This is a genomic window from Micromonospora sp. NPDC000316, assembly GCF_042898885.1.
GTDB lineage: Bacteria > Actinomycetota > Actinomycetes > Mycobacteriales > Micromonosporaceae > Micromonospora.
In genome coordinates, this window is sequence record NZ_JBIAZG010000008.1 from 136,771 (window position 1) to 161,843 (window position 25,073).

Sequence of the window (25,073 nt, forward strand, 5' to 3'; positions counted from 1 at the left end):
CATGTCCGGACTGCTCGCCGGTAAGCGGCTGCTCGTCAGCGGCGTCATCACCGACGCTTCGATCGCCTTCTCGGTGGCGAAGCTCGCCCAGGAGAACGGCGCGCAGGTCGTGCTGACCGGCTTCGGCCGGCTCTCCCTGGTCGAGCGGATCGCGAGGCGGCTGCCCGAGCCGGCGCCGGTGATCGAGGTGGACGTGACGAACACCGAGCACCTGGCCAGCCTCGCCGACCGGGTCCGCGAGCACGTCGACGGGCTCGACGGTGTCGTGCACTCGATCGGCTTCGCTCCGCAGAGCTGCCTCGGCGGCGGCTTCCTCGACGCGCCCTGGGAGGACGTGGCGACAGCCCTGCACGTCTCCACCTTCTCGTACAAGTCGCTGGCCATGGCGGCGCTGCCGCTGATGTCGCCAGGCGGCGCGGTCGTCGGCCTGACCTTCGACGCGACGAAGGCGTGGCCGGTCTACGACTGGATGGGTGTGGCCAAGGCCGGCCTGGAGTCCGCGTCCCGCTACCTGGCGCTGCACCTGGGCAAGCAGGGCATCCGCAGCAACCTGGTCGCCGCCGGGCCGCTGCGCACCATCGCCGCGAAGTCGATCCCCGGCTTCGACCAGTTCGAGGAAGCCTGGGCCGGGCGGGCGCCGCTGGGCTGGAGCCTCACCGACCAGGAGCCCGCCGCGAAGGCCTGCCTGGCCCTGCTGTCGGACTGGTTCCCCGCCACCACCGGCGAGATCGTCCACGTCGACGGCGGCTACCACGCCATCGGTTCCTGACGTCCCCGGCGACGCCCCCGGTCCCGTCCGTGTGACCACACGGGCCGGACCAGGGGGCGTCGCCGGGTCCTCCCGGCCGAGGGGCAAGAATGTCCCCATGTCGTACGACGCGGTGGTGTTGGTGTCCTTCGGCGGGCCGGAACGGCCCGAGGACGTGATGCCCTTCCTGCAGAACGTGACCCGGGGCCGGGGCGTGCCGCCCGAGCGGCTGGCCGAGGTCGCCGAGCACTACCAACACTTCGGCGGGGTGTCCCCGATCAACCAGCAGTGCCGTGACCTGCTGGCCGCCATCCGCGCCGACTTCGCCGCGCACGGCATCGACCTGCCCGTCTACTGGGGCAACCGCAACTGGGACCCGATGCTCGCCGACACCGTGACCCAGATGCGCGACGACGGGGTGACCCGCGCGCTCGCCTTCGTCACAAGCGCGTACGGCGGCTACTCGTCCTGCCGCCAATACCAGGAGGACATCGCCGCCGCCCGCGCCGCCGTCGGCCCGGACGCGCCGGTGATCGAGAAGCTACGCCAGTTCTGGGACCACCCCGGTTTCATCGAGCCGCACGTCGACGCCGTCCGAGCCGCGCTGACCCAGCTCGACCCGGCCCGGCGGGACACCACCCGGCTGGTGTTCACCGCGCACTCCGTGCCCACGTCGATGGCGGCCAACGCCGGCCCGCACGGCGGCCGGTACGAGGCGCAACTGCACGAGGCCGCCCGGCTGGTCGCGGCCGCCGCCGCCCCCGACCTGGCGTACGACCTGGTCTGGCAGAGCCGCTCCGGCCCGCCGCAGGTGCCGTGGCTGGAGCCGGACATCAACGACCACCTCGCCACCCTCGCCCAGGAGGGCATCACAGGCGTTGTGGTCAGCCCGATCGGCTTCGTCTCCGACCACCTGGAGGTGGTGTGGGACCTGGACACCGAGGCGCTGGAGACAGCCAAGCAGCTCGGCCTGGGCTTCGTCCGGGCCGGCACCCCGGGCACCGACAGGCGCTTCGTGACAATGGTGCGTGAGCTGGTCACCGAGCGGACCGACCCGGACGGCGCGCAACTGCGTCGCCGTCTGGGTGAGCTGCCGATGTGGGACACCTGCCCCACCGTCTGTTGCGTGCCGACCCGCCGCCCCTGACCTCTGAGGATCATCATGCATGACCGCAAGCCCGTGCAGAGTTGGCTGACCGACATGGACGGCGTGCTGGTGCACGAAGGCCAGCCGGTGCCCGGCGCACCCGAGTTCGTCAACCGGCTGCGCGCCTCCGGCAAGCCGTTCCTGGTGCTGACCAACAACTCGATCTACACCCCTCGTGACCTGACGGCCCGGCTCAGCCGGATGGGGCTTGACGTTCCGGAGGAGGCGATCTGGTCCTCCGCCCTCGCCACCGGCCAGTTCCTCGCCGACCAGCGACCGGGCGGCACCGCGTACGTGATCGGGGAGGCCGGTCTGACCACGGCACTGCACGCGGTCGGCTACGTCCTCACCGACTTCGCCCCGGATTACGTGGTGCTCGGCGAGACCCGCACCTACAGCTTCGAGGCGATCACCAAGGCGGTTCGGCTGATCAACGACGGGGCGCGGTTCATCTGCACGAACCCCGACGTGACAGGCCCGTCGGTGGAGGGCGCCCTGCCCGCCGCCGGCTCCGTCGCCGCCATGATCTCGAAGGCGACAGGGGTGGAGCCGTACTTCGTCGGCAAACCGAACCCGATGATGATGCGCTCGGCGCTGAACACGATAAACGCGCACTCGGAGAGCACCGCGATGATCGGCGACCGGATGGACACCGACATCCTGTGTGGTCTGGAGGCTGGGCTGGAGACCATCCTGGTGCTCACCGGGATCAGCAGCCGCACCGAGGCGGAGCGCTACCCGTACCGCCCCTCCCGGATCATCAACTCGGTCGCCGACCTGCTCGACGAGGTCTGATCGTCGCGCCGTCGCACTGCGCGGCGGTGCGGTCAGGGGCGCAGTGGGGCGTTGCAGGCGGCGACGAGGGCCTGCCGGCACGCTGCGGTGAGGGGGCGCAGCGCGGCGTCGCGCTGCTGTGCCTCGTAGTTGTTGATCGCTCCGCCCGGTGCGGCGTGCCCGGCCAGGGCGAGCACTCGGTCGAGCACTGCGGCCCGGGCGAAGAGCCGGCGCGCCCGCGGGTCGAAGCCGGGCGGCAGGTCGGTGGTGCCGTCCGGACGGCGTAGCGCGGCAAGCGCCCCGGCCAGCTCGGGCCGCCACTGCGCGACGTCGAGGCGGGTCAGTGCGGCGGTGGTCTCGGCCAGCGCGGCGGCCAACTCGGCTTCGGCCTCGGCGGCGCCGGGCAGTGCGAGGGACGCGGCGGGGGCGTTAGCGGGCAGCGGGTACACCCGCCACAGCACCGTCTCGAAGCAGTCGCCCGAGCCTGACGTGTGACTGCGAACCTCTGGGATCAACCCCAGCCCACCAGCCACCACCGCCTCACCGGTCACCAGCGCCGCCCCGGCGAAGTCCCCAGGGCCGGGCAGACCCCGGGGGTCACCCGGCGCCGGCAGCACCAGCCGGATCTCGTCCGGGGAGAGCTTGGCCAGGGTAGGCAGCGCGGCGCTCAGCGGAACGTCGGTCCAGGTGCCGGGGGCGTCCGCAACGAGGTGCTCCTCGTCGCCGGCGATGGCGTCGGCGACCTCGTCGTACGGCACCAGCCCGGCGCGCCACGCGCGCACCCAGGCAACAAACCGGCTCGACCGGCGCGGCGCGAGTGTGACCGCGCCCGTTGCGGGGGTGGACATGCCGAAAGGGTACGTGGTCACCGGCGGCCCTGTCTCGGCTGCCGCTCCGGCCGCCCTGCCTGCCCCGAACTACCCCCTTCGCCCGACTCCGCCTCGCAGGCCCGCGCCCCAGCCCTGCCCCGCCCTCGCTGCGGTGGCGCGGTGGTGCGGTGGTGCGGGTGGGGGTTTGGCGGTTGGGCGGTGTGTCGGGGTGATGGGTGGGGGTGGCGGGGTTAGCGTGATCGACATGGCGGGGCGATACGGCGAGGACGTGCTGGCGGGGGACTGGCGACGACGGAAGGTCACCCCTGAAGTGGACGCCAAGCCGGATCTCGTGGTGGAGGACGCCGACTCGGGTTTCTGTGGCGCGGTGGTGGGTTTCGAGGCTGGCGCGGTGGTGCTGGAGGACCGGCATGGCCGGCGGCGAAACTTTCCGCTGCTACCGGCGGCGTTCCTGCTCGACGGGCGGCCGGTGACGTTGCGCCGCCCTGCTCGTGCGCCGGTGCCGGCGGCCCGGCGACGTACGGCGTCCGGGTCGGTGGCGGTGGACAACGTCCGCGCCCAGGTGGCCAAGGCCAGCCGGATCTGGGTGGAGGGCATTCACGACGCCGCGCTGGTCGAGCGCATCTGGGGTGACGACCTGCGGATCGAGGGCGTTGTCGTGGAGCCGCTGGACGGCATCGACGACCTCGACGCCGCCGTGCGCGACTTCGGCCCCGGCCCGACCCGACGGCTCGGTGTCCTTGTCGACCATCTCGTGCCGGGCAGCAAGGAGAGCCGGATCGTGGCTCGGGTGAACTCCCCGTACGTGCTGGTGACCGGGCACCCCTACGTCGATGTCTGGCAGGCGGTCAAGCCCGCGGCGCTGGGCATCGCGGCCTGGCCTGTGGTGCCCCCGGGTCGCCCGTGGAAGGAGGGCGTCTGCGCTGCTCTCGGTGTTGCCGAGCCGGCCGACATGTGGCGGCACATCCTGTCCCGGGTGAACAGCTTCGCCGACGTGGAGACCCCCTTGATCAACGCGATGGAACGCCTCATCGACTTCGTCACCGAGCCAGCCTGACCCGCCAAGAACCGACCGAGCCGCACTACGACAATTGTTGTGCGCCAAACCCCACGACTCAGGGTTCCTGGTCGGGTGTACGGGTGTAGACGAAGGTCGCGATGTCCAGCGCGACGGCTCGGCCCTGCTCGTCACGCACGACGGTGAGGATCTCGCCGTCCTCCCCGCCGGCGCGACCCCGCCACCGGTCCGGGCCGACGGCCACGAAACGCAGGTCGGGTGCGTCGACCGGGCCGGCGCGCAGGTCACCTGAGGCGTCCACGTACACCTCGATGGGGGTGCCCATCCACCACCAGCGGCCGGTCAGCTCCCGTAGCTCGGCGGGTGGCGCGGCGGCGGCCGGCCGCCACGGGGTGACCGGCGTGGGTTCGGCGTCGAGGACCAGCGTGAGCAGCCGCCGGCCGAGCGCGCCGAGGTGGCCGGTCCGGAAGCCGTACGAGTTGGCGAAGCCGACGACTGCGGTGCGGCTGGGTCGGTGTACGGCCAGCGAGGCGACGTAGCCGGGCATGGAGCCGCCGTGTCCGACGTACACCCGGTTGCCGTCCCGGTGGAGTTCGAGGCCGAGACCGTGCCCGTGGGTCCAGGACTCCAGGTCGCTGATCACCACGGGCGAGCACATCTCGGTAAGGGTGTCGGCGGCCAGCACCGACGGGTCGGGGTCGGCCAGGAACGCGGCCCAGCGGCCCAGGTCGTCGATTGTCGACCAGAGCTGCCCGGCGGGGGCCATCGACCCGGTGTCGGTGCGGGGTTCCTCGCGCAGCGTGTCGTGCCAGGGGTGGACGACGTAGCCGCGGGCGAACGGTTCGGTGGCGGAGTAGGTGGTGCGGCGCATGCCCAGCGGGGTGAGGACCCGCTCGTCGAGGAGGTCGGCCCAGGGCGTGCCGGTGAGTCGTTCGAGTGCTGCGCCGAGCAGCGCGTACGCCAGGTTGGAGTAGTGGTACGTGGCGTGCGGCGGGTGAGCGATCTTGTCGGCGGTGAGCCCGGCGAGCAGTGTGGTCAGGTCGACGCCGGCGGTCCGTTCCCACCAGTCGCCGTCGGGTTCGCGTTGCATGCCGCTGGCGTGCCCGAGCAGTTGGCGCAGGGTGGGCGCGCCGACGCCGGTGCCCGGCAGGTGGCGCTCCAGCGGATCGTCCAGGGCGAGTCGGCCGGCGTCGCGCAGCTGCATGATCAGGGTGGCGGTCATCGTTTTGCTGATCGAGCCCAGCCGGTATTGAATGTCGACGCCGGGGCGGGGGTGCTCGCCGGCGGTGGCGAGGTGCGCAAGCATGCCGTCGCGGACCACTCCCAGCACCAGCGACGGAACGTGGCCGTCGGCCTGGGCGCGGGCGACCTGGATGTCGATCTGCCGGGCGGTCTCGGGCAGCAGCGTCAACGGGGTCTCCTCGCCGTTTTGTAGATCGGTCAGCCTTTTGAATTCGGTCGGGCGATCGCCGCCGCCGAGCCTACCGATCATCACGGGTGTGCTGCTCGTGCATATCCGTGTCACGATCGGGTGGTGGACGCCGTGGTGTGGATCGTATTGGGTGTGGTTCTGGCGGTCGCCGAGATCTTTACGACGACGCTTTTCCTGATCATGTTCGGGGTCGGCGCGTTCGCCGCTGCCGGCGCGGCTGCCCTCGGCGCGCCGGTTTCCGTGCAGGCGCTCGTCTTCGCGGTGGTGTCGGCGTTGAGCCTGGTGCTGGCCCGGCCGGTCGTCCGACGGCACCGCCGGTCCGCGCTGGAGAGCGGCGACCAGCCGTTCGGCGTGGAGGCGATCGAGGGATCCACGGCGCTGGTGCTGGAACGCGTGGACGCCGAGCACGGCCTCGTCAAGATTGACGGGGAGTTGTGGACCGCGCGGGCATATGACACGACGCAGACTTTCGAAGCCGGTCATCGGGTTCGGGTGATAAAGGTCCGGGGCGCGACGGCCCTGGTGTGGCAGGACGATGTTTCTTCCGCCGGCGAGCTGCCGGAAGCGAGAGGGTGAACTGATGGAGCTCATAGGTGTGCTGATCATCGCGGTGGCGTTGATCGCCGTGATTACGCTTGCCAAGGCGGTGCGGATCGTGCCGCAGCAGCGTCAGGATGTGGTGGAACGGCTCGGTAAGTACAAGCGCACCCTCAGCCCCGGCCTCAACCTGCTGGTGCCGTTCGTCGACGCGGTGCGTACGAAGGTCGACATGCGCGAACAGGTGGTCAGCTTCCCGCCGCAGCCGGTGATCACCTCGGACAACCTGGTGGTCTCGATTGACACGGTTCTCTACTTCAAGGTGGTCGACTCGGTCCGGGCGACCTACGAGATCTCCAGCTTCCTGCAGGCCATCGAGCAGCTGACCGTCACCACGTTGCGTAACGTGATCGGCTCGCTGGACCTGGAGCGGGCGCTTACCAGCCGCGACGAGATCAACCGGCACCTCTCCGGGGTGCTTGACGAGACCACCGGCCGCTGGGGCATCAAGGTGACCCGGGTCGAGATCAAGGCGATCGAGCCGCCGGCAAGCATCCGCGACTCGATGGAGAAGCAGATGCGCGCCGAGCGGGACCGCCGGGCGGCGATCCTCACCGCCGAGGGCCACAAGCAGTCGGTGATCCTCACCGCCGAGGGTGACAAGCAGTCGGCGGTGCTGCGCGCCGACGGTGACCGGCAGGCCCGGATCCTGCAGGCCGAGGGTCAGGCGAAGGCGATCCGGACGGTCTTCGACGCGATCCACCAGGCGAACCCGAGCCAGAAGGTGCTCGCCTACCAATACCTGCAGGCCCTGCCGCAGATCGCCCAGGGCAGCGCCAACAAGGTCTGGATCATCCCGGCCGAGTTGACCAAGGCACTGGAGGGCATGGGTGGCGCGCTCGGCGGTTTGAGCCAGATGGTGGGGGATCTTCCCGCGCCGGAGGCGGCCGAGCACGCGAGCCAGGTCGAGCGGGAGGCCGCCGAGGCGGCGCAGGCCGCGGCGGATGCCGCCCAGCAGATCCACGACGAGGTACGCGTCGCCGAGGCGCAGGCCACCGGGGGCAACAAGCCGAAGGGGCTGCCCGCTCCGGAGCCGATCTCCCCGGCCAGTCTGGTGGAAGACCCGGCCGAGCAGCGCGAGCGCGGCTGATCCAGTACCCCGGCCAGCCGGCCGGGTAAATGCGAGAAAGACTCATGGGGCGCTCCGGCGCCTGCCACGATCGGTCCTAGGACGGGTGGTGAGCAGGTAATCGGGGCGCCCCGGCGCGTCTCGCACCGCTCGTGGACGAGCGAGGTGACGCATGAAGGATCCCGCGAAGCGGATGTGGTCCCCGGTGCCCGGCGCGCACGATCCGATCGCCCCACTGGGCTCCCGACGCACCGGCGGCGGCTTCGGCGTACTGCCGTTCGTCGACGAACCGACAGCGGCCGGCCCGGCGACGAACGCCAGTTGGGCCTGGTCGCTGCGGAGGTTCGCGCGGGCCGCGGTGTGGCTGCTGCCCGCGTACGCCGTCCTCTACGGCGTGGTGGCGATGGCCAGCGACGGCGGGGTGGGCAACGATCCCTATCCCGCCGACGGTCAGGCCGCGTACCTGATCGGCTGGGTGGCCGCGGTCTGGCTCGGCCTGCTCGCGCTGCTTGCCCTCACCGGGCTGCTGGCCGCCACGCGCAGCCGCCGGGTGGCCGTGGCCGGGCTGATGGTCAGCATCGCGGGCACCGTGCTCATGCTGCCCTTCGCCGGGCTTACCGAGCAGACGCCGGTCTTCGGCACCACCGCGCGTTCGCTTGTGCTGGTTGGCGCCGCCTTCTACAGCGTGGGCTGGTTCCTCATCGGGTGGGCGGTGGCCCGCTCCGGCACGTTCAGCCTCGGCGACGGCGTCATGCTGATCATCGCCGCGCCACTGCTGGGCCTGGGCGGTGCCCTGATCGGCTCGCTACAGACGTTCGGCGCGATCTTCGTGCTGATCGCCGGCATCGGCATCGGCTACCGCTCCGGCCGCCTGATGCCCCGCGAAGCCGTCCGTGACGCCGCCAGCGCCAGCCTGACAACCCCGAATCCGTAACCCCCCGCCCACCGGCCCGGCCTCCCGACCCCGCCGGCCTCCCGGGGGCAAGGGGGAGGGCCCGGGGAGGGGCCTGGGTGGGGAATTGCTGGTCAGGGGTCGTGAAGTTGCTGACAATCGCGGGCCGGGGGTGGTCGGTTGGCGGCTTTCGTGGCAATCCTGGGGAGCATGGCCGCCTCTCGCTCGCCGCTGTCGCGGCTGTTCACCGTGCTGCTCGCCGGCTTGCTGGCCGGGCTCGTCCTGGCACTGGCCGCGCTGCCGGGCAACCTGCTGCTCGGGTTCGCCGCCAAGTCCGCGATGGGCACGTACGCCGCGCTGCCCGAGGCCCTGCGCACCCCTGCCACCCCGCAGCGCTCGTACCTCTACGCGAACGACGGCAAGACGCTGATCACCACGTTCTACGACGTGAACCGCACGGACGTCGCGCTTGCGGACATCGCCCCGGTCATGCGGCAGGCGATAGTGGCGGCCGAGGACCGGCGGTTCTACGACCACGGCGGCGCGGACGTGCGGGGCCTGCTGCGGGCGCTTGTGGCAAACGTCAAGGGCGGCGGCACCGAGCAGGGTGGCTCGACGCTCACCATGCAGTACGTGCGTAACGTTCTCAAGACCGACCCCACGCGCAGCGCCGAGGAGCGGGCCGCCGCCACCGATCCCACGATCGGCCGCAAGGTCCAGGAGATCAGGTACGCGAGCGCGCTGGAGCAGAGCATCGGCAAGGACGAGATCCTCAACCGGTACCTGAACATCGCCTACTTCGGCTCCGGCGCGTACGGGATCGCGGCGGCCAGCCAGCGTTACTTCGGCAAGCCCCCGGCGCGGCTGACCCTCGCCGAGTCGGCGCTGCTCGCCGGCCTGGTGCAGTCCCCGGACGCGTACAGCCCGATCGACGGGAACTCCGACGACGCGCTGGCCCGCCGGTCGTACGTGCTGGACGCGATGGCCGACACCGGGGCGATCACCGCCGCGCAGGCCGCGCAGGCGAAGGCGGAGCCGCTGACCCTGCACCCCACCGCCCAGCCCAACGGCTGCACCGCTGTCGCCCAGGGCCGGGACGGCTGGGGCTACTTCTGCGACTACCTGCGCCAGTGGTGGCTGGCCCAGCCGGCGTTCGGGGCCACGGTCGCGGAGCGCGAGCAGGCGCTGCGCTCGGGTGGCTACACAGTCGTCACCACGCTGGACCCGAAGGTCCAGGCCACCGCGCAGCAGCAGGCCACAAAGGTCTACGGGTACGACAACAAGCGCGCCCTGCCGATCGCGGCCGTGCAGCCGGGCACCGGGCAGGTGCTGGCGATGGCGGTCAACAGGCACTACAGCCTGGCCGACAACCCGGCGGGGCAGGTCAACTATCCGAACACGGTCAACCCGCTGATCTCCGGTGGCGCCAGCGTCGCCGGGTATCAGGCGGGTTCGACGTTCAAGCTGTTCACAATGCTCGCCGCGCTGGAGTCGGGCCGTACCCTCTCCACCGGCTTCGACGCGCCCGCCAAGCTGCCCACCCGGTATGCCGCCGAGGGCCCGGGAAGCTGCGACGGCCGCTGGTGCCCGGTCAACGCCAACCCGGATTGGATGGACGGGTACCGGATGATGTGGGACGGCTTCGGCCGCTCGGTGAACACCTACTTCGTCTGGCTGGCCGAGCAGGTCGGCGAGGACAAGGTGGTGGAGATGGCGCAGCGGCTCGGCATCACCTTCCGCGCCGACTCCGACTCCGCCTTCGCCAAGAACAACGCCGCGAACTGGGGCTCGTTCACCCTCGGCGTGGCCGCCACGACCCCGCTGGACCTGGCCAACGCGTACGCCACGGTGGCCGCCGAGGGCACCTACTGCACGCCGGTGCCCGTGGTCTCGGTGACCGCCGCGAACGGCGAGAAGGTGCCGGTCGGGCAGCCGTCCTGCAAGCGGGTCCTGGACGCCGACGTGGCTCGTGCCGCGACCGACGCCGCGCGGTGCCCAGTGGGCCAGCAGTCGCCGTACGGGCAGTGCAACGGCGGCACCGCCACCTCGGTGAACAGCATCCTCGACGGTCGGCCGGCGGCCGGTAAGACGGGCAGCTCGGAGGAGAACGCCACCGAGACGTTCGTCGGCTTCACCCCGCAGGTGGCGGTCGCCGGCATCGCCGCCAACCCGGACGACCCGACCGACTCGGTCGGTTCGGCCGTGCAGGCCAAGGTGATCGACGCGGTCGCCCGGGTCATCGCCACCGCCGTCAAGGGTCAGCCGGAGAAGGCGTTCACGGCTCCCAGCCGCGAGTTGGCGGGTGAGCCCCGCCGGCCGGTCCAGCGCGCCCCGGCGACGCCCGATCGCGAGCCCACTCAGGATCCGCGTGCCAACCTGCAACGCTGGCTCGACCGCCGGGGCTGACCCTGGATGTTCAGCGGCGGCCTGGCCCTCTTCGGGCCGGGCCGCCGTGCTTTTTTCGTAGGTTCACCGACTGGCGATCGGTCGCCCCGAGGTCACCGCCAGACCTGCCACGGCAGTGACCTCGGGGTGGAATCGCCAGGGCGCCAGCTTCAGCTGGCGGTGGAGGCCGCGGCGACCGCGGCGCGTACCTGCTTGGCGAACCCGGCGACTGTGAAGTCCGCGGCCAGGCTGTCGATCAGGATGATGTCCGAGATCGCGTTGTTCGTCCGCAGCGGCAGGATGGCCTGGTACTCGGGCGAGTTGTACCAGTTCTCGGCGTCGGCGCGGGTGGGGAACTCGATCAGGACGACGGACCCGGGCCAGGCTCCCTCGACCACGTCCCCTTCGCCCTGGGCGAGCCACTTGCCGCCGTACGGGTGCACGGTGGCCTCGACCTGCTCCAGGTATGACAGCCCCGCCTCGTTCGGGACGCCGCCGGGGATGCGCAGGTGGTTGATCAGGTAGGTGCTCATCGTGATCTCCAATCGTCGAGCGTTTTAGATGACCGCTGTAATCTAACGGGGGAACGCGGTTGCGACAAGTTTTAGATTAGGGTCGTCCTCTATAGTTGGGAGGCGGCGAGCGGGGGAGAGGGGACATCGCGATGGCCAGGACGTCACGTGCCGAGGCGGCGAGGCACCGCGAGGACGTGGTGGCCGCCACATCGAGGCTGCTCCGTGAGCGCGGCGCGACGGGGATGAGCGTCCAGGACCTCATGGGGGCGGCTGGGCTGACCCACGGCGGTTTCTACAAGCACTTCAGCTCCAAGGACGAGTTGCTGGGCATCGCCGCCACGACGGCGTTCGGCGAACTCCTGGCCCTGCTGGCCCAGCTCTCCGACGACCTGCCCGACCGATCGGAGGCACGGTCCGCGCTGCTGCGGGACTACCTGTCGGCCGAGCACCGCGACACACCCGGCACGGGATGCGCCAACACCGCGCTTGCCGCCGACGCCGCCCGGGCGTCCGCCGACAGCCCGCTACGCACGTCGTACGCCGAGGGTGTGCAGGAGACCCTCAAGCGACTGACGGACCTCGAGAGCGCACCCGACCGCAGCGACGAGGCCGCCCGCCAGCGGGCCGTCGTCGATCTCGCGACGATGGTCGGCGCGCTCACACTGGCCCGGGCGACGGGCCAGACGCCCCTGTCCGAGGAGATCCTCTACACCGTGCTTGACGCCCTGTCGACTGCCGCACCGGTCAACGCTCCCGGCGACGCGGACGGTAGGTGCTGATCGTCGAGGGCAGGCCGCGCCGGATGATCCCGGCCCAGTCGGTGTCGCCCCGCAGCACCGCCGCCGCCGTCTTGCGCGCCTGCTCGGTCGTGAAGTGCGGCGGAAGCATCAGCTCGGCCGGATCGACAAGCGCGTTGATCACCACCGGCCGGTCGGCGGCGAGCGCCCGGTCCCAGACGCCAGGCACCTGAGCGGGGTCGTCGACCAGCTCACCGTGCAGCCCGAGCACCTGCGCCCACTGGTGATAGCCGATGTCCGGCAGTTGCTGGCTGTCGGGGAACATCGGCGTCCCCTCGCTGGAGCGCTGCTCCCAGCTGACGAACGCCAGGTCCCGGTTGTTGAGCACCAGCACCACGAAACGCGGGTCGGCCCAGCCGCGCCAGTACTTGGCCACGGTGATTAGTTCGTTCACCCCGTTCATCTGCATCGCGCCGTCACCGATCAGCGCCACGAGGGGCCGGTCCGGGTGGGAGAACTTCGCGCTCAACGCGTACGGCATGGCGCCGCCCATGGACAGCAGCGTGCCGGAGAGGCTTGCCAACATGCCGGGCCGTACCTGCATGTGCCGGGCGTACCAGGCGGTCGCGGTGCCGCAGTCAACGGCGAGCATCACGTCGTCGGGGAGCCGGTCGCTGAGGGTGCTGAACAGCAGTTGCGGGTTGACCGGGTCGGCGCTCTGCTCGGCCAACTCCCGTTGCACCCGCCGCCACGCCGCGGTGGCCTCGGCGATCTCCGCACGCCAGGCGGTCGGCCCGGGGCCGGGGCCCAGCTCGCGCAGCAGCGCCCGCAGGGTGGGTCGGGCGTCGCCGGTCAGGTTCACCTCGGTCGGATACCGCAGCCCGAGTTGGGCGCCGTCCAGGTCGATCTGCACGGCACGGGCCTGCCCGGGCGGCGGGTAGAACTCCGAGTACGGCATGTTGCTGCCCACGATCAGCAGCCTGTCGCAGTCGCTCATCAGCTTCCAGCTCGGTCGGCTGCCGAGCAGCCCGATCGCACCTGTCACCCACGGTTCCCTGTGGTCCACTGCGGTGAAGCCGAGCAGCGCGGTGGCCACCCCGGCGCCGAGCCGCTGGGCGATCTCCCGGACCTCGTCCTGCGCCCCGAGCGCGCCCTGACCGACGAGCATCGCCACCTTCTGCCCGCCGCGCAGCACCTCGGCGGCCCGACGCAGGTCCCCCTCCGGCGGCACAGTCGGCGTGCTGCTCGGCACGTTGCTTGTGTGGTAGTAGCCGTGCGCGTACGGCGGCTCCGGAACGGCCGGCTCGTCCTGGAGGTCCGAGGGGAGAACCAGGGCGGTGACGGTACGCCGGGCCAGCGCCGTGCGGCACGCCCTGTCGACCAGGTGACGGACCTGCGCCGGATGGTCGAGCTGCGCCAGGAACGCCGAGGCCACGTCCTTGTAGAGGGCGAGCAGGTCGACCTCCTGGTAGTACCCGCCACCTTCGGCGGTGACTGCGGTGTGCCCCAGCAGGGCGATCACCGGCTGGTGGTCGAGCTTGGCGTCGTACAGGCCGTTGAGCAGGTGGATGGCGCCCGGCCCGCTGGTCACCAGCGCGCATCCCAGCGGCCCTCCGCCGTACTTGACGTGCGCGGAGGCCGCGAAGCCTGCGGTCTCCTCGTGCCGCACCTGGATGAACTGGGCGCGCCCGTTTGTGCGTTGCAGCGCGGAGGTGAGGCCGTTGATGCCGTCGCCGGGGTAGCCGAAGTAACGGTGCACTCCCCAACTGCTCAGGCGGGAGACGATGTGGTCCGCGACGGTCGGGCGGCGGGGCAGAGCGCCCGCTTCGCCCGGCAAGGTGTGGTCCGCGCTCACCTGACTGGTCCTTCCCGTCGAGTCCGGTACTCGGCCGGTCATTCCCCTTCTTCATCGGACAAAACGCCCCGATGGGCGGGCGTCGGAGCGCGAGGTTCGCCGTCCGGCAGAATCGTCGGGTGCCCGTCCACCAGATCACCGACCCCGACGACGACCGGATCGCCGACTACCGCGCGCTCACCGACGTCGAGCTGCGCACCCGCTGGGAGCCGCCGCACGGCCTGTTCATCGCCGAGGGGGAGTTGGTGCTGCGTCGGGCGCTGCGCGCCGGCTACCCGGCCCGGTCGTACCTGGTCGACGCCAAGCGCATCGACCAGCTCGCCGACCTGGACACCGGCGACGCGCCCGTCTACGCCGCCACCCAGGACGTGCTGCAACGGGCCACCGGCTTCCACGTACACCGGGGAGTGCTGGCGTCGTTCCACCGCCGACCGCTGCCGACGGCGGCCGAGGTGCTCGCCGCCGCGCGCCGGGTGGTGATCCTGGAAGACGTCAACAACCACACGAATCTCGGCGCGATCTTCCGGGCGGTCGCGGCGCTCGGCGTGGACGCCGTGCTGCTCTCGCCGAGCTGCGCCGACCCGCTCTACCGGCGCAGCGTCCGGGTCAGCATGGGTGAGGTGTTCGCCGTGCCGTACGCGAAGCTGGACCCCTGGCCGGACGCGCTCGCCGAGGTCCAGGCGGCCGGTTTCGCGGTGCTGGCGATGACCCCGGCGCCGGACGCGGTGCCGATCCAACGTCTCGACGCCGCCCAGCGGGCCCGCTCGGCGCTGCTGCTCGGCGCCGAGGGCGCCGGGCTGACCCGGGCCGCGATGGACGCCGCCGACGCCCGCGTGGTCATCCCGATGCGCCGCGGCGTCGACTCACTGAACGTCGCCGCCGCCACCGCCGTCGCCTGCTGGGAGTTGAGCCGCGACGACCCTTGGTGACGCTCGTCGGCGAATGTCGAGATCTGGCGTCACGGAGGGTAGCGTGTCGGCCGTGTTCCCTACCGTCCGTGAGGTCCTCGCCCTGGACCCGGTCCGCCACGGCACGCCGCGCGTGGTCGCCGGGGACGCCGGCCTGGACGGTCCGGTCCGCTGGGTGCACGTCGCCGAGGTGCCCGACATCGCCACCCTGCTCGGCGGTGGTGAGCTGGTGCTCACCACCGGGATCGGGCTGCCCGGCGACGACGCGGGACTTCGCGCGTTCATCGGCGACCTCGCCGACGTCGGCGTCTCCGGGCTCGTCGTCGAGCTGGGCCGCCGCTACGGCAGCGGCGTGCCCCGGGTGATGATCGCCGCCGCCGAACGGCGCGGACTGCCCCTTGTCGAGCTGCGCCGGGCGACCCCGTTCGTGCGGATCACCGAGGCGGTGCACGCGCTCATCGTCGACGCGCAGCTCACCGAACTGCGCGCCACCGAGGAGATCCACCAGCGGTTCACCGACCTCTCCGTCGAGGGCGCCGACGCCGCCGAGGTGATCCGGCAGGCCGCCGACCTGTCCGGCTGCCCCGTGGTGCTGGAGAACCTGTCCCGGCAGGTCCTCGGCTACGACCCGGCGGGGGAGAGCGCCGAACTGCTGCTGGACGGCTGGGAGCAGCACTCCCGACGGATCCGTCCGGCCGGACGGACGGCGTACGACCCGGACAGCGGCTGGCTGGTCACGGTCGTCGGCGCCCGGGGGCAGGACTGGGGCCGTCTGCTGCTGCGCTGGCCGGCCAGCGGGGAGCCGCCCACCCAACGGGCCGGCGAGTCGACGGCGCCGGACGCCGGACCGCCCACCCGCCTCACCATCCTGATCGAGCGGGCCGCGTCCACCCTCGCGCTGGGCCGGCTGATCCGCCGCGACGCCGAAGGGCTGGAACGGCAGATCCACCGCACCCTGCTCACCGCTCTGCTCGACCACACACGGCCTGTCGACGAGGTCGCGCTGCGCGCCAAGGCGCTCGGTGTGGTGCTCGACCGCAGGCACCTCGTCGGCGTGATGGTCCGGCACCGGGCCGACGACCCCGCCGGCGAGGGCGGCCCCGAGGCCGGCCAGGCCCGGCTGCGGGACCTGTCCGAGGCCGTCGGACAGGCGCTGCGGGAGGCCAAGCTCACCGCGCTGACAAGCGCCGTCGACGACAACGCGGTTGGCGCGCTGCTGGCCCTGCCGGACCCGGCCGCCGAGGACCGCGCGCTGTCCGCGTTCGCCAGCGCCCTTCGTCGGGTACGCCTCGACGGCGCAGTCCGGGCGACGTCCGGCATCGAGCCCACGCGGGCGGTGTCCGGCATCGAGCCCACGCGTGCGACGTCCGGTGGCGAGGGCGCCCGGGTGGCGAACGATCCGGCACGGACCGCAGGCGGTGCTCCGGGCGGTCTTATCGTGGCGGCCGGGTCCGGGGTGGGCAGCCTGCGGGAGGCGCGGCGGTCCCTTGTCGAGGCGCGGCAGATCGCCGAGGCGGCCCGGCGGGACCGGCGTGACCTGCCGGTCTTCCGGTTGCCGCACGTCGGGCTGGCCGGGCTGCTGCACCTGCTGCGCGACGAGCCCCGGTTGCAGACGTTCGTGGAGCGGGAGCTCGGCGCCCTGCTGGAGTACGACGCCCGGCACCCCCGCGAGCGGCTGCTCGACACCCTGCGCGCCTACCTGGAGCAGGGGCGCAACAAGACCGCCGGCGCTGCCGCCGCCCACCTGTCCCGGCCAGCCTTCTACGAGCGCCTGGCCCGCATCGCCCGCATCCTCGACGTCGACCTCGACTCGGTAGAGGCGTCCCTGTCCCTCCACGTAGCCCTACTAGCCCTGGAAGCAGTCCGCACCCCCTGACCCCACCCGGGTGATCAAGAGGTTTGCGTCACCGGCAACGGGATTTCTGACGCAAACCTCTTGATCACCGGCGAAGGCGGTGGGTGGGGTGGGGTGGGGTGGGGTGGGGTTAGGTGAGGGAGGTAAGGGCTTTTGCGTAGGTTGCCGGGATGTGGTTGGGGCCGCCGGGGGTGAAGACGTCCGAGCTGGCCACCGCGGACCAGGCGGTTGCCGGGACGGCGTCCACGAGGGCTCGGATCACCGGGGCGTCGCGCCACTGATCCTGCTCGGCGAGCAGGCCCAGGGCCACCACCGACTCCTCGACCTCGCCCACGCACTCGAACGGCTTGTGCCCGTCCACGCCCAGCAGCTCGCGGTAGCCGGGAATCTGCGACTGGTCGGCCAGCAGGTCACCGCCGAAGATGCCCACCACCCGCTCGCGGGGCATGAACGGTGCCATCGCCAGGAAGACGAACCGGCACTTCGGGCAGTCACGGCACCAGCGCTCGCTCGCGTCACGCAGCTTGAACGCGGCGTTGCAGCTGGTCACCACATCGTCGTACCGGGTGAACTCGGCGAACAGTCGGGCGATGTGCAGCTCGGACAGCGAGCGCAGCAGCGAGAAGTACGGCTCGGTGAGGCCGGCGTACTCGGCGAGCGCGGCCCGCAGCAGCCCTTCGGCCTCGACGCCCTTGGACCACTGGTGGTTGATCTCGTGGCCGTCCCAGACCAGGTTCGGGTCGGACGCCGAGCGCTCGTTGGACATCACCACCGGACCCAGCCCGTGCAGCACGGCCGTGGCCACCGCGATGAGCGAGTTGATGGCCGTCACCGGGATGTGCCCGTTCAGCGCGCCGGCCGCGTTCAGGTCGAACAGCACCGGGTCGAGGCGCCGCCGGGCGGCGAGCGGGGTCAGCCCGGACGCCTCGTTGACCGAGACGATCACGTGGTTCGGGTTGACCGAGAACGGCACCGGGTCCAACTCGGCCCGGCGCAGCGCCTCCAGGCTGACGATCGAGTCCTTGCCACCACCGACAGCGGAGAGCGGACGACGGTCCGAGTTGTCGTACACCCGTGGTGTCTCCGGGGAGCCGGCCGGCACCTCCGGGCGCAGCTGGAGCACGTGCGGCAGCTCGTTGCGGTACGCGTACTCGGCGAGGCCCTTGGTGTAGATGGCCGTGACGTAGTCGACGGTGGCCGCGCCCAGCGGCGCCGGCAGCACCAGACGGGGCGGCGCGGCTGCCTTGTAGTAGCTGACCCCGGCGACCAGGTGCAGCACCTCCAGCACCCGGCCGAGGGTGGCCACCGTCTCGCCCGAGGGCGGCTCCGCCGGCAGCGGAAGAGTGATCACCTCGGTGAAGCGTTGCTCACCGGCCGGGCCGGTCAACGCGTAGTCGAACAACACCTCGCCAGTGGCGAAGTCGATCGAGTAGGACGGGAAGGTAAAGGCATCCATCCGCCGCAGTTGCTCGTTGGGCACACGCCATACTAGGCCCTGGTTCGTCCGGCCGTGTCCGGACCGGGCCCGCCCAGCTGCCGCCGCGATCCCTGAGGAGAGTCCCTTGCGCCTGTCTGACCTGCGCGGACGTACCGTCGCCGTCTGGGGGGCTGGTCGGGAGGGCCGGGCCGCTGTGACAGCGATCGCCGCGCACGGCCCCGCCGAGCTGGTAGCCGTCGACGACAGCGCCAATTTCCTGTCGCTGCCCTGGGACGGCCCGCTGGCCGAGGCGGCGCCGCTTGTCACAGGCGAGGCGGGCTTCGTTCGGCTGGCAGCTGCCGACGTGGTGGTCCGCTCGCCGGGTGTGCCGCAGACCCATCCCTGGCTTGTCGAGCTGCGCCGACGCGGCGTGCCTGTCACTCAGGGCACCGCGCTCTGGATGGCCGACCACGCCGCGCGCACCGTCGGGGTCACCGGCAGCAAGGGCAAGAGCACCACCTCCAGCCTGATCAGCCACCTGCTCACCGCGACCGGCCGGCCGAACGTCTTCGGCGGCAACATCGGCGTACCCACCCTCGACCTGCCCGAGGCGGAGGTGTACGTGCTGGAGCTGTCCAGCTACCAGTGCAGCGACCTCACCGAGTCGCCCCGGGTGGCGGTGGTCACCGCGTTGTTCCCCGAGCATCTGGACGCGCACGGCGGGGAGCGGGAGTACTACCGGGACAAGCTGAACCTGCTCGCCCACGACCCGCAGACGATCGTGGTGAACGGCGCGGACCCCCGGCTCGCCGCCGAGTTGGGGGAGCTGCCGGCGGTACGGGCGGGTCGTCCGGACACCACACACGTCGCCGCCGGCCTGGACGGCACCCCCTGGTTCCACCTTGGCGACCAGCCGCTCTTCCCGCGCGCCGTGCTGCCGCTTGTCGGCCGGCACAACGAGGGCAACCTGTGCGTGGCCCTGGCTGTGCTCGACGCGCTCGGCATCGACGTGGTGGTCGAGAAGGACAGGCTCGCCATCGCGGTCGCCGAGTTCCAGGGGCTGGCCCACCGGCTCACTGAGATCACCGACCCGTCCGGGTTGACGTTCGTCGACGACACCCTGGCCACCAGCCCGTACGCGGCCATGCACGCCATCGACGCGTACGAGGGGCGGCCGTTGACGGTGATCGTCGGCGGCACCGATCGGGGTCTGGACTACACGCCGCTGGCCGAGCACCTCGCCGAGCGGGAGTTGACCGTGATCGGCATCCCGGACAGCGGTGCCCGCATCGTCGAGGCGCTCGCCGGCCTGCCCAAGGTGCGTACCGAGCTTGTCGACGACCTGGTGGACGCGGTCGGGTTGTCCCGGGAGCTGACCCCGGCCGGTGGGGTGGTGCTGCTGTCGCCGGCCGCGCCGAGCTACGGCCGGTTCCGTAACTTCGAGCACCGCTCGGAGGTCTTCGCCCAGGCCGTCGCCGACACCGCCGGCTGAGTCCGGCTCAGCGGCGGGTTGGCACCACCCAGGTCAGCGCGTGTGAAGCCCGGCGTGCAGGGCGCGCATCGAGCGGATCGCCGAGCGGATCTCCTGGAGGTAACGCCCCGGCGTGAGGGTCTGCTCGGGTAGCGCCGCCAAGTCGGTAAGCGCCGGGTCCACCCCGACGGTGTCGATCTGACAGCCGTACGGGATCGCCAGGGTGCGCAGCGCGTCGCAGTGCTGGAACGGCACGTAGATCGGCGCGGTGACCATCAGCACCTCGTCGCCCGCGGCGAGCCGCGCGTGCCCGGCCCAGAACCGCTGCGTGTCGGCGGTGTGCGCCCGCCGCCGATGCGGTTCGCTGGACGGCGCGGCGAGCACCCGCACCGGTGGCAGACTCGCCGGCCGGTAGGTCCGCGACGACCAGGAGTGGTGCGGGTGTCCGGCGTCGATTCCGTCGTGCTCCGCCGGGTCGGCCACACCGAACACCCGGCGCACGGCCGTGTCCAGCACGTCCACCTCGGTGCCGTCGGCGGGTAGGCCCGCGTCGGCCAGTGTCGCGCGTTCCCAGTCCGACAACGGCCGGAAGCTGCCCAGCACGGCCACCTCGCCCTCCACGGTCAGCCCCGCACGCAGCAGGTGCGCGGCGTAGGCGACGCGACGCACGCAGGCGTGCGCCAAGCCGCCGAGCACCACCAGGTGGGCGTACGCGTCGCGGGCTGGCCGTGCCGGGCGGATCAGCCCGAGCGCGGCGGCCGAGGCAAGCACCAGCTCGGCAGTGGCAGGGTCGAGGTCGGGTTCCCGGGCGTCGGGCCGCTCCCGGCCACCCCGGAAGTCCCAGTGGCGGGCGGAGAACTCGTCGAGAAAGCGGAGCACGTCGGTGAGGTCGCCGTCGGGCCAGGTGCCGCCGAAACGGGCGACCAGGCGGCGGACCGGATCCGCGCACACCCATGCGGCGATGCCGGCGGTGGGCTCGCCCGGCGCACCGCCGGGCAGCGGTACGGGCAGTTCGGGCACCGCCGGATCGTACCGGCGCCGCGTCGTAGGCGGCCGCTGCCCGGCGCGGGACCGCGCGCCCCTGACGCACTGTCAGGTGCGCGCGTCCGCTGCGCTACACAGTGGCAGTTGTCCATGGCGGCCGGCGGTGGGAGCGTGCGGTATCCACGTACGCCGCTGAAGGGTGCCCCGATGACCGATGACCTGCTGGCACGGCACCGGGCCGTGCTGCCGTCCTGGATGCCGCTGTACTACGCCGAGCCGATCGAGCTGGTCTCCGGCTCGGGTCGCCGGGTCACCGACGCCCAGGGGCGCAGCTACCTCGACTTCTTCGGCGGTGTGCTGACCAACATGATCGGTTACGACATTCCGGAGATCCGGGAGGCGGTCGAGCGTCAGCTCGCCACAGGCATCGCGCACACCTCGACGCTCTATCTGATCCGGCAGCAGGTCGAGTTGGCCGAGAAGATCGCGCAGCGGTCCGGCATCCCCGACGCGCGGGTGTTCTTCACCAACTCGGGCACCGAGGCGAACGAGGCGGCGCTGCTGGTGGCCACCAACTTCCGCCGCTCGCACCAGATCCTGGCCGTGCGCAACAGCTACCACGGCCGGTCGTACGCGGCGATGGGCGTCACCGGCAACCGCACCTGGTCGGCCAGCGCCCTCAACCCGCTCCAGGTGGCCTGGCTGCACTCGGCTGACCGGGTACGCGGTCTGCTGTCCCGGCTGAGCGCCGGCGAGCAGGTCGACGCGGCGGTGGACGACCTGCGCGAGGTGCTGGCCACCCAGACCTCCGGTGACGTGGCCGCGTTGATCGCCGAGCCGATCCAGGGCGTTGGTGGTTTCGTGCACCCGCCGGACGGGCTCTTCGCGGGCTGGAAGAAGGTCCTCGACGAGCACGGCATCCTGTTCATCGCCGACGAGGTGCAGACCGGTTGGGGGCGCACCGGGGAGCACTTCTGGGGCTACCAGGCGCACGGCGTCACCCCGGATCTGCTCACCTTCGCCAAGGGAGTCGGCAACGGCTTCGCGCTGGCTGGCGTGGTCGGTCGGGCCGAGGTTCTTGAGGCGGTGCCGGGGATCAGCTTCTCCACGTTCGGCGGCAACCCGATCTCGACGGCGGCCGGCAACGCGGTGCTCGACTACCTGATCGCGCACGACCTCCAGGCGAACGCGGCCCGCGTCGGCGCGATCCTCGCCGACGGCCTGCGGTCCGCGGTGGGCGGTCTCGACTGCGTCGCGGAGGTACGCGGAAAGGGGCTGATGCTCGGCGTCGAGTTCGTCCGACCGGGCACCAGCGAACCGGACCCGGCGCTTACCAACCAGGTCTTCGAGGCCTGCCGTGCCGGGGGCCTCCTCGCCGGCAAGGGCGGCCTGTACGGCAACGTCCTGCGGATGGGTCCACCGTTGACGCTCACCGAGGATGAGGCCCGCGAGGGCCTGGCGATCCTCGTCGACGCGATCCGCTCGTCGGCGGGGGTGGCGGCATGAGCATCGGGCACTTCATCGACGGCAAGCGGGTGGGTGGCACGTCCGAGCGACGTGGTGACGTGTTCGATCCGGCCACGGGTCGACGTACCGCCGAGGTGGAGCTGGCCTCGGCCGCGGACGTCGACGTCGCGGTGCAGGCCGCCGCCCGCGCGGCCCGCGCCTGGCGGGACGCGTCGCTGGCGAAGCGGTCGGCGGTGCTGTTCGCCTTCCGCGAGTTGGTGCACGCCCGCCGGGAGCGGCTCGCCGAGGTGATCACCGCCGAGCACGGCAAGGTCCTCGCCGACGCCGCCGGCGAGGTGCAGCGCGGCCTGGAGGTCATCGAGTACGCCTGCGGCCTGCCGTCGGCGCTGCGCGGCGCGTTCAGCGAGAACGTGTCCACCGAGGTCGACTCGTACACGATCCGGCAGCCGCTCGGTGTGGTCGCGGTGATCTCCCCGTTCAACTTCCCGGTGATGGTGCCGCTGTGGTTCGTGCCGGTGGCGGTGGCCTGCGGCAACGCGGTGGTGCTCAAGCCGAGCGAGAAGGACCCGAGCGCGGCGCTGCTGCTCGCCGAGTGGTTCGCCGAGGCGGGCCTACCCGACGGGGTGCTGAACGTGGTCAACGGTGACAAGGAGGCCGTCGACGCGCTGCTGGACCACCCGGAGGTGCGGTCGGTGTCGTTCGTCGGCTCCACCCCGATCGCCAGGTACGTCTACCAGCGCGGCACCGCCGCCGGTAAACGGGTGCAGGCGCTCGGTGGGGCGAAGAACCACATGGTGGTGCTCCCCGACGCCGACCTGGACCTGGCCGCCGACGCTGCCGTCAACGCCGGGTTCGGCTCGGCGGGGGAGCGGTGCATGGCCATCTCGGTGCTGGTGGCGGTGGAGCCGGTCGCGGACTCGCTCGTCGAGCGGATCGCCGCGCGGATGGCCGGGCTGCGCATCGGCGACGGCCGGCGGGGCTGCGACATGGGTCCGCTTGTCACCGCCGCGCACGCGGCGAAGGTGCGCTCCTACGTGGACGCCGGGGTGACCGCCGGAGCGGTGCCGGTCGTCGACGGCCGGGACGTGGCGCCCGACGGCGACCCGGACGGCTTCTGGCTCGGCCCGACCCTGTTCGACCGGGTGACCCCGCAGATGTCGATCTACACCGACGAGATCTTCGGGCCGGTGCTGAGCGTCGTCCGGGTCGGCTCGTACGACGAGGCTGTCGATCTGGTAAACGCCAGCCCGTACGGCAACGGCACCGCGATCTTCACAAACGACGGCGGCGCCGCCCGGCGCTACCAGCACGAGGTGGAGGTCGGCATGGTCGGGATCAACGTGCCGATCCCGGTGCCGATGGCGTACCACTCGTTCGGCGGCTGGAAGTCGTCGCTCTTCGGTGACCTGCACGCGCACGGCGAGGACGGGGTGCGCTTCTTCACCCGGGGCAAGGTCGTCACCAGCCGCTGGCTGGACCCGCGCCACGGCGGGGTCAACCTCGGGTTCCCCACCCAGACCTGAGCAGTCGCAGCAGGCTCGCCCCGGCCAGGTACGCCAGCAGCGCCGGGGCGGGCATTCCGAGCGGCTCCGAGGCGAGTTTCGGTGTCGCGCTGTTGAGCATCAGGGCGACAACCACGGCGGCGTAGCCGACAACGGTCAGCACCGTGCGGGTCGTGGTGCCCCGGCCGGCCCGGCGCCCGGTGCGGTGCCTGCTGCTGCGAGCCTCCACAGGCCCGAAGATGGCCACCAGCACGGCCAGGACGATCGCGAGCAGCAGCAGCCACGGCACCCGCCACAACCACCAGGCCGTCGAGCCGACCACAGGTGTGGGCAGGGTCCCCGTCACGTCGAGGAGCCCGATCAGCAGGATCGCGGCGGTCAGGTGCCAGAGGAAGACGGTGAGCACCACCAGGTTGACCCCGATCACCAGCGACCATGGGCCGATGCGGCGCAGCAGGCGCTCCGCGGGGCCGCGCAGCAGCAGGATGAGGCCGAGTTGGGCGGCGGCGACGGCCAGCAGCGCGAGGCTGGGCGGCCCGGCGTTGTCAAGCCTCTCGCCGGGCACGTTGAGCATGGCCACCGGCCAGGGGCCGGGCACGGTGAGCAGCAGCAGCGCGGCCAACCCGCCGACCAGAAACACCACGCCGGCCCGGCGAGAGGTCGGCAGCCGTCGTCGGCGTACTCCCGGACGGTCGTGAGCCGACGGCCCGGCCGTTGGCGCGGTCGTCGGCCCGGCTTCGGTCGTCGGCCCGGCTTCCGGCGGGGTCGACTGCCCGGCGGCGGGCGGCGACACTCGCCGGGTGTCGTACCAGGCGAAGCCGAGCTGGTGTATCGCCAGCCAGCCGAACAGGTAGTTGCCGAAGCTCAGCGCCACGGGCCCGGTCAGTCGGCCCAGGTCACCGAGGGCCACCAGGGCGACGAGCACCAGCGGGGCGGCCAGGCCGAAGCGGCGGTGCAGCGCGTACATCGGCGGGGTGAGCGCGACCACCGCGAGGTAGGCGACCAGGAACCAGAGCGGGATGGTGGCGAACCAGACCACCTCGCGGATTCGGGTGGGGTCGGTGTCGAGCAGCCGGGCCAGCGCGGCGGCGCCGCTGAGGACAAGCACCAGCACGCTTGTGGGGCGGACCAGGCGGGCGCTGCGGTCGAGCAGCCAGCCGGCGGCGTCCCCGCCCCGGGCGCGCAGTGAGGTCAGCGAGGCCGCGTTGGCATAGCCGCCGACCAGGAAGAAGACCGGCATCACCTGGGCCACCCAGGTCAGCGGGTACGCCCACGGCAGGCTGCCGAGCGCGGAGTGCCCGGTGGGCAGGCCGGCGTCGTCGCGTACGACCACTGCGATGCCCCAGTGTCCGAGAACGACCATGGTGATGGCGAGCGCGCGGAGTAGGTCGACGTACCGCTCCCGGCCGGGCGGGGTGCGCTCGGCGAACTGGCGCAGGCGGCCCATCGCCTCAGGCTATTCGACCTGCT

The 25,073-nt window shown here is 71.9% G+C and carries 21 protein-coding genes; 14 read left to right on the forward strand and 7 right to left on the reverse strand.

Annotation, left to right across the window (positions count from 1 at the left end):
• Position 1: 1 nt before the first annotated feature.
• From fabI to ACFY2Q_RS18140, 3 genes are all read left to right on the forward strand, one after another.
• Positions 2 to 769, forward strand: a complete 768-nt coding sequence (fabI, locus tag ACFY2Q_RS18130) for an enoyl-ACP reductase FabI (RefSeq protein ID WP_387131494.1) — start codon at positions 2 to 4, stop codon at positions 767 to 769.
• Between the two features lie 97 nt (positions 770 to 866).
• Positions 867 to 1,895 (forward strand): ferrochelatase, encoded by a 1,029-nt coding sequence (locus tag ACFY2Q_RS18135; RefSeq protein WP_387131497.1) that lies wholly within the window; start codon positions 867 to 869, stop codon positions 1,893 to 1,895.
• A 15-nt stretch (positions 1,896 to 1,910) separates the two neighbouring features.
• On the forward strand, positions 1,911 to 2,690 hold the full coding sequence (locus ACFY2Q_RS18140; RefSeq protein WP_357012468.1) for an HAD-IIA family hydrolase: 780 nt from the start codon (positions 1,911 to 1,913) through the stop codon (positions 2,688 to 2,690).
• Positions 2,691 to 2,722: 32 nt separating this feature from the next.
• Here ACFY2Q_RS18140 and ACFY2Q_RS18145 read toward each other — a convergent pair whose 3' ends face one another.
• Complete coding sequence (locus tag ACFY2Q_RS18145; protein ID WP_387131499.1) at positions 2,723 to 3,517, reverse strand: hypothetical protein; 795 nt, start codon at positions 3,515 to 3,517, stop codon at positions 2,723 to 2,725.
• A 226-nt stretch (positions 3,518 to 3,743) separates the two neighbouring features.
• Between ACFY2Q_RS18145 and ACFY2Q_RS18150 the strand changes: the two genes are divergently transcribed.
• Positions 3,744 to 4,556, forward strand: coding sequence for a DUF3097 domain-containing protein (locus ACFY2Q_RS18150; RefSeq protein ID WP_387131502.1), 813 nt, complete (start codon positions 3,744 to 3,746; stop codon positions 4,554 to 4,556).
• A gap of 58 nt (positions 4,557 to 4,614) precedes the next feature.
• Here the strand turns inward: ACFY2Q_RS18150 and ACFY2Q_RS18155 are convergent, their stop codons facing one another.
• On the reverse strand, positions 4,615 to 5,928 hold the full coding sequence (locus tag ACFY2Q_RS18155; RefSeq protein WP_387131504.1) for a serine hydrolase domain-containing protein: 1,314 nt from the start codon (positions 5,926 to 5,928) through the stop codon (positions 4,615 to 4,617).
• Between the two features lie 123 nt (positions 5,929 to 6,051).
• Between ACFY2Q_RS18155 and ACFY2Q_RS18160 the strand changes: the two genes are divergently transcribed.
• The 4 genes from ACFY2Q_RS18160 to ACFY2Q_RS18175 all read left to right on the forward strand — a co-directional run bounded on the left by ACFY2Q_RS18160 (position 6,052) and on the right by ACFY2Q_RS18175 (position 10,913).
• Positions 6,052 to 6,525 carry an NfeD family protein gene (locus tag ACFY2Q_RS18160; protein ID WP_387131506.1) on the forward strand — a complete coding sequence of 158 codons (474 nt, stop codon included), beginning with the start codon at positions 6,052 to 6,054 and terminating at the stop codon, positions 6,523 to 6,525.
• 4 nt (positions 6,526 to 6,529) lie between these two features.
• A complete protein-coding gene (locus ACFY2Q_RS18165; protein ID WP_387131508.1) occupies positions 6,530 to 7,636 on the forward strand; it encodes an SPFH domain-containing protein in 1,107 nt (368 codons plus the stop codon).
• A 151-nt stretch (positions 7,637 to 7,787) separates the two neighbouring features.
• A complete protein-coding gene (locus ACFY2Q_RS18170) occupies positions 7,788 to 8,549 on the forward strand; it encodes a hypothetical protein (protein ID WP_387131511.1) in 762 nt (253 codons plus the stop codon).
• Between the two features lie 168 nt (positions 8,550 to 8,717).
• Positions 8,718 to 10,913: a transglycosylase domain-containing protein gene (locus tag ACFY2Q_RS18175; RefSeq protein WP_387131514.1), complete on the forward strand. Its 2,196-nt coding sequence runs from the start codon at positions 8,718 to 8,720 to the stop codon at positions 10,911 to 10,913.
• 149 nt (positions 10,914 to 11,062) lie between these two features.
• Here the strand turns inward: ACFY2Q_RS18175 and ACFY2Q_RS18180 are convergent, their stop codons facing one another.
• Complete coding sequence (locus tag ACFY2Q_RS18180; RefSeq protein ID WP_387131517.1) at positions 11,063 to 11,425, reverse strand: DUF1330 domain-containing protein; 363 nt, start codon at positions 11,423 to 11,425, stop codon at positions 11,063 to 11,065.
• A gap of 131 nt (positions 11,426 to 11,556) precedes the next feature.
• On the opposite strand from ACFY2Q_RS18180, the gene ACFY2Q_RS18185 reads away from it, so the two are divergent.
• Positions 11,557 to 12,186 (forward strand): TetR/AcrR family transcriptional regulator, encoded by a 630-nt coding sequence (locus ACFY2Q_RS18185; RefSeq protein ID WP_387131520.1) that lies wholly within the window; start codon positions 11,557 to 11,559, stop codon positions 12,184 to 12,186.
• Here ACFY2Q_RS18185 and ACFY2Q_RS18190 read toward each other — a convergent pair.
• Positions 12,152 to 13,999, reverse strand: coding sequence for a thiamine pyrophosphate-requiring protein (locus ACFY2Q_RS18190; protein WP_387131522.1), 1,848 nt, complete (start codon positions 13,997 to 13,999; stop codon positions 12,152 to 12,154). The two genes, ACFY2Q_RS18185 and ACFY2Q_RS18190, sit on opposite strands and share 35 nt — an antisense overlap.
• Before the next feature lie 71 nt (positions 14,000 to 14,070).
• Between ACFY2Q_RS18190 and ACFY2Q_RS18195 the strand changes: the two genes are divergently transcribed.
• Both ACFY2Q_RS18195 and ACFY2Q_RS18200 read left to right on the forward strand, forming a co-directional pair.
• The gene (locus ACFY2Q_RS18195; RefSeq protein WP_387131525.1) at positions 14,071 to 14,928 is read left to right on the forward strand and encodes a TrmH family RNA methyltransferase; all 858 of its coding nucleotides are present in this window, start codon (positions 14,071 to 14,073) and stop codon (positions 14,926 to 14,928) included.
• A 13-nt stretch (positions 14,929 to 14,941) separates the two neighbouring features.
• The gene (locus ACFY2Q_RS18200; protein WP_387131528.1) at positions 14,942 to 16,783 is read left to right on the forward strand and encodes a PucR family transcriptional regulator; all 1,842 of its coding nucleotides are present in this window, start codon (positions 14,942 to 14,944) and stop codon (positions 16,781 to 16,783) included.
• A 109-nt stretch (positions 16,784 to 16,892) separates the two neighbouring features.
• Here the strand turns inward: ACFY2Q_RS18200 and ACFY2Q_RS18205 are convergent, their stop codons facing one another.
• Complete coding sequence (locus ACFY2Q_RS18205) at positions 16,893 to 18,242, reverse strand: hypothetical protein (RefSeq protein ID WP_387131530.1); 1,350 nt, start codon at positions 18,240 to 18,242, stop codon at positions 16,893 to 16,895.
• 82 nt (positions 18,243 to 18,324) lie between these two features.
• On the opposite strand from ACFY2Q_RS18205, the gene murD reads away from it, so the two are divergent.
• On the forward strand, positions 18,325 to 19,671 hold the full coding sequence (murD, locus tag ACFY2Q_RS18210; protein ID WP_387131532.1) for a UDP-N-acetylmuramoyl-L-alanine--D-glutamate ligase: 1,347 nt from the start codon (positions 18,325 to 18,327) through the stop codon (positions 19,669 to 19,671).
• A 33-nt stretch (positions 19,672 to 19,704) separates the two neighbouring features.
• Here murD and ACFY2Q_RS18215 read toward each other — a convergent pair whose 3' ends face one another.
• On the reverse strand, positions 19,705 to 20,670 hold the full coding sequence (locus tag ACFY2Q_RS18215; RefSeq protein ID WP_387131535.1) for a hypothetical protein: 966 nt from the start codon (positions 20,668 to 20,670) through the stop codon (positions 19,705 to 19,707).
• 171 nt (positions 20,671 to 20,841) lie between these two features.
• Here ACFY2Q_RS18215 and ACFY2Q_RS18220 point away from each other — a divergent pair, with 171 nt between their 5' ends.
• The gene (locus ACFY2Q_RS18220; RefSeq protein ID WP_387131537.1) at positions 20,842 to 22,140 is read left to right on the forward strand and encodes an aspartate aminotransferase family protein; all 1,299 of its coding nucleotides are present in this window, start codon (positions 20,842 to 20,844) and stop codon (positions 22,138 to 22,140) included.
• Positions 22,137 to 23,624: a CoA-acylating methylmalonate-semialdehyde dehydrogenase gene (locus ACFY2Q_RS18225; protein WP_387131539.1), complete on the forward strand. Its 1,488-nt coding sequence runs from the start codon at positions 22,137 to 22,139 to the stop codon at positions 23,622 to 23,624. The genes ACFY2Q_RS18220 and ACFY2Q_RS18225 overlap by 4 nt, the downstream gene beginning before the upstream one ends.
• Here the strand turns inward: ACFY2Q_RS18225 and ACFY2Q_RS18230 are convergent.
• Complete coding sequence (locus ACFY2Q_RS18230; RefSeq protein WP_387131542.1) at positions 23,596 to 25,050, reverse strand: acyltransferase; 1,455 nt, start codon at positions 25,048 to 25,050, stop codon at positions 23,596 to 23,598. The two genes, ACFY2Q_RS18225 and ACFY2Q_RS18230, sit on opposite strands and share 29 nt — an antisense overlap.
• Positions 25,051 to 25,073: the final 23 nt, after the last annotated feature.

Coding starts and splice junctions, on each gene's coding strand:
- ACFY2Q_RS18135 (WP_387131497.1), top strand. CDS start 867: ATGTCGTACGACGCGGTGGTGTTGGTGTCCTTCGGCGGGCCGGAACGG.
- ACFY2Q_RS18150 (WP_387131502.1), top strand. CDS start 3,744: ATGGCGGGGCGATACGGCGAGGACGTGCTGGCGGGGGACTGGCGACGA.
- fabI (WP_387131494.1), top strand. CDS start 2: ATGTCCGGACTGCTCGCCGGTAAGCGGCTGCTCGTCAGCGGCGTCATC.
- ACFY2Q_RS18165 (WP_387131508.1), top strand. CDS start 6,530: ATGGAGCTCATAGGTGTGCTGATCATCGCGGTGGCGTTGATCGCCGTG.
- ACFY2Q_RS18180 (WP_387131517.1), bottom strand. CDS start 11,425: ATGAGCACCTACCTGATCAACCACCTGCGCATCCCCGGCGGCGTCCCG.
- ACFY2Q_RS18225 (WP_387131539.1), top strand. CDS start 22,137: ATGAGCATCGGGCACTTCATCGACGGCAAGCGGGTGGGTGGCACGTCC.
- ACFY2Q_RS18195 (WP_387131525.1), top strand. CDS start 14,071: ATGGGCGGGCGTCGGAGCGCGAGGTTCGCCGTCCGGCAGAATCGTCGG.
- ACFY2Q_RS18220 (WP_387131537.1), top strand. CDS start 20,842: ATGACCGATGACCTGCTGGCACGGCACCGGGCCGTGCTGCCGTCCTGG.
- ACFY2Q_RS18175 (WP_387131514.1), top strand. CDS start 8,718: ATGGCCGCCTCTCGCTCGCCGCTGTCGCGGCTGTTCACCGTGCTGCTC.
- ACFY2Q_RS18145 (WP_387131499.1), bottom strand. CDS start 3,517: ATGTCCACCCCCGCAACGGGCGCGGTCACACTCGCGCCGCGCCGGTCG.
- ACFY2Q_RS18140 (WP_357012468.1), top strand. CDS start 1,911: ATGCATGACCGCAAGCCCGTGCAGAGTTGGCTGACCGACATGGACGGC.
- ACFY2Q_RS18230 (WP_387131542.1), bottom strand. CDS start 25,050: ATGGGCCGCCTGCGCCAGTTCGCCGAGCGCACCCCGCCCGGCCGGGAG.
- ACFY2Q_RS18170 (WP_387131511.1), top strand. CDS start 7,788: ATGAAGGATCCCGCGAAGCGGATGTGGTCCCCGGTGCCCGGCGCGCAC.
- ACFY2Q_RS18185 (WP_387131520.1), top strand. CDS start 11,557: ATGGCCAGGACGTCACGTGCCGAGGCGGCGAGGCACCGCGAGGACGTG.
- ACFY2Q_RS18200 (WP_387131528.1), top strand. CDS start 14,942: ATGTCGAGATCTGGCGTCACGGAGGGTAGCGTGTCGGCCGTGTTCCCT.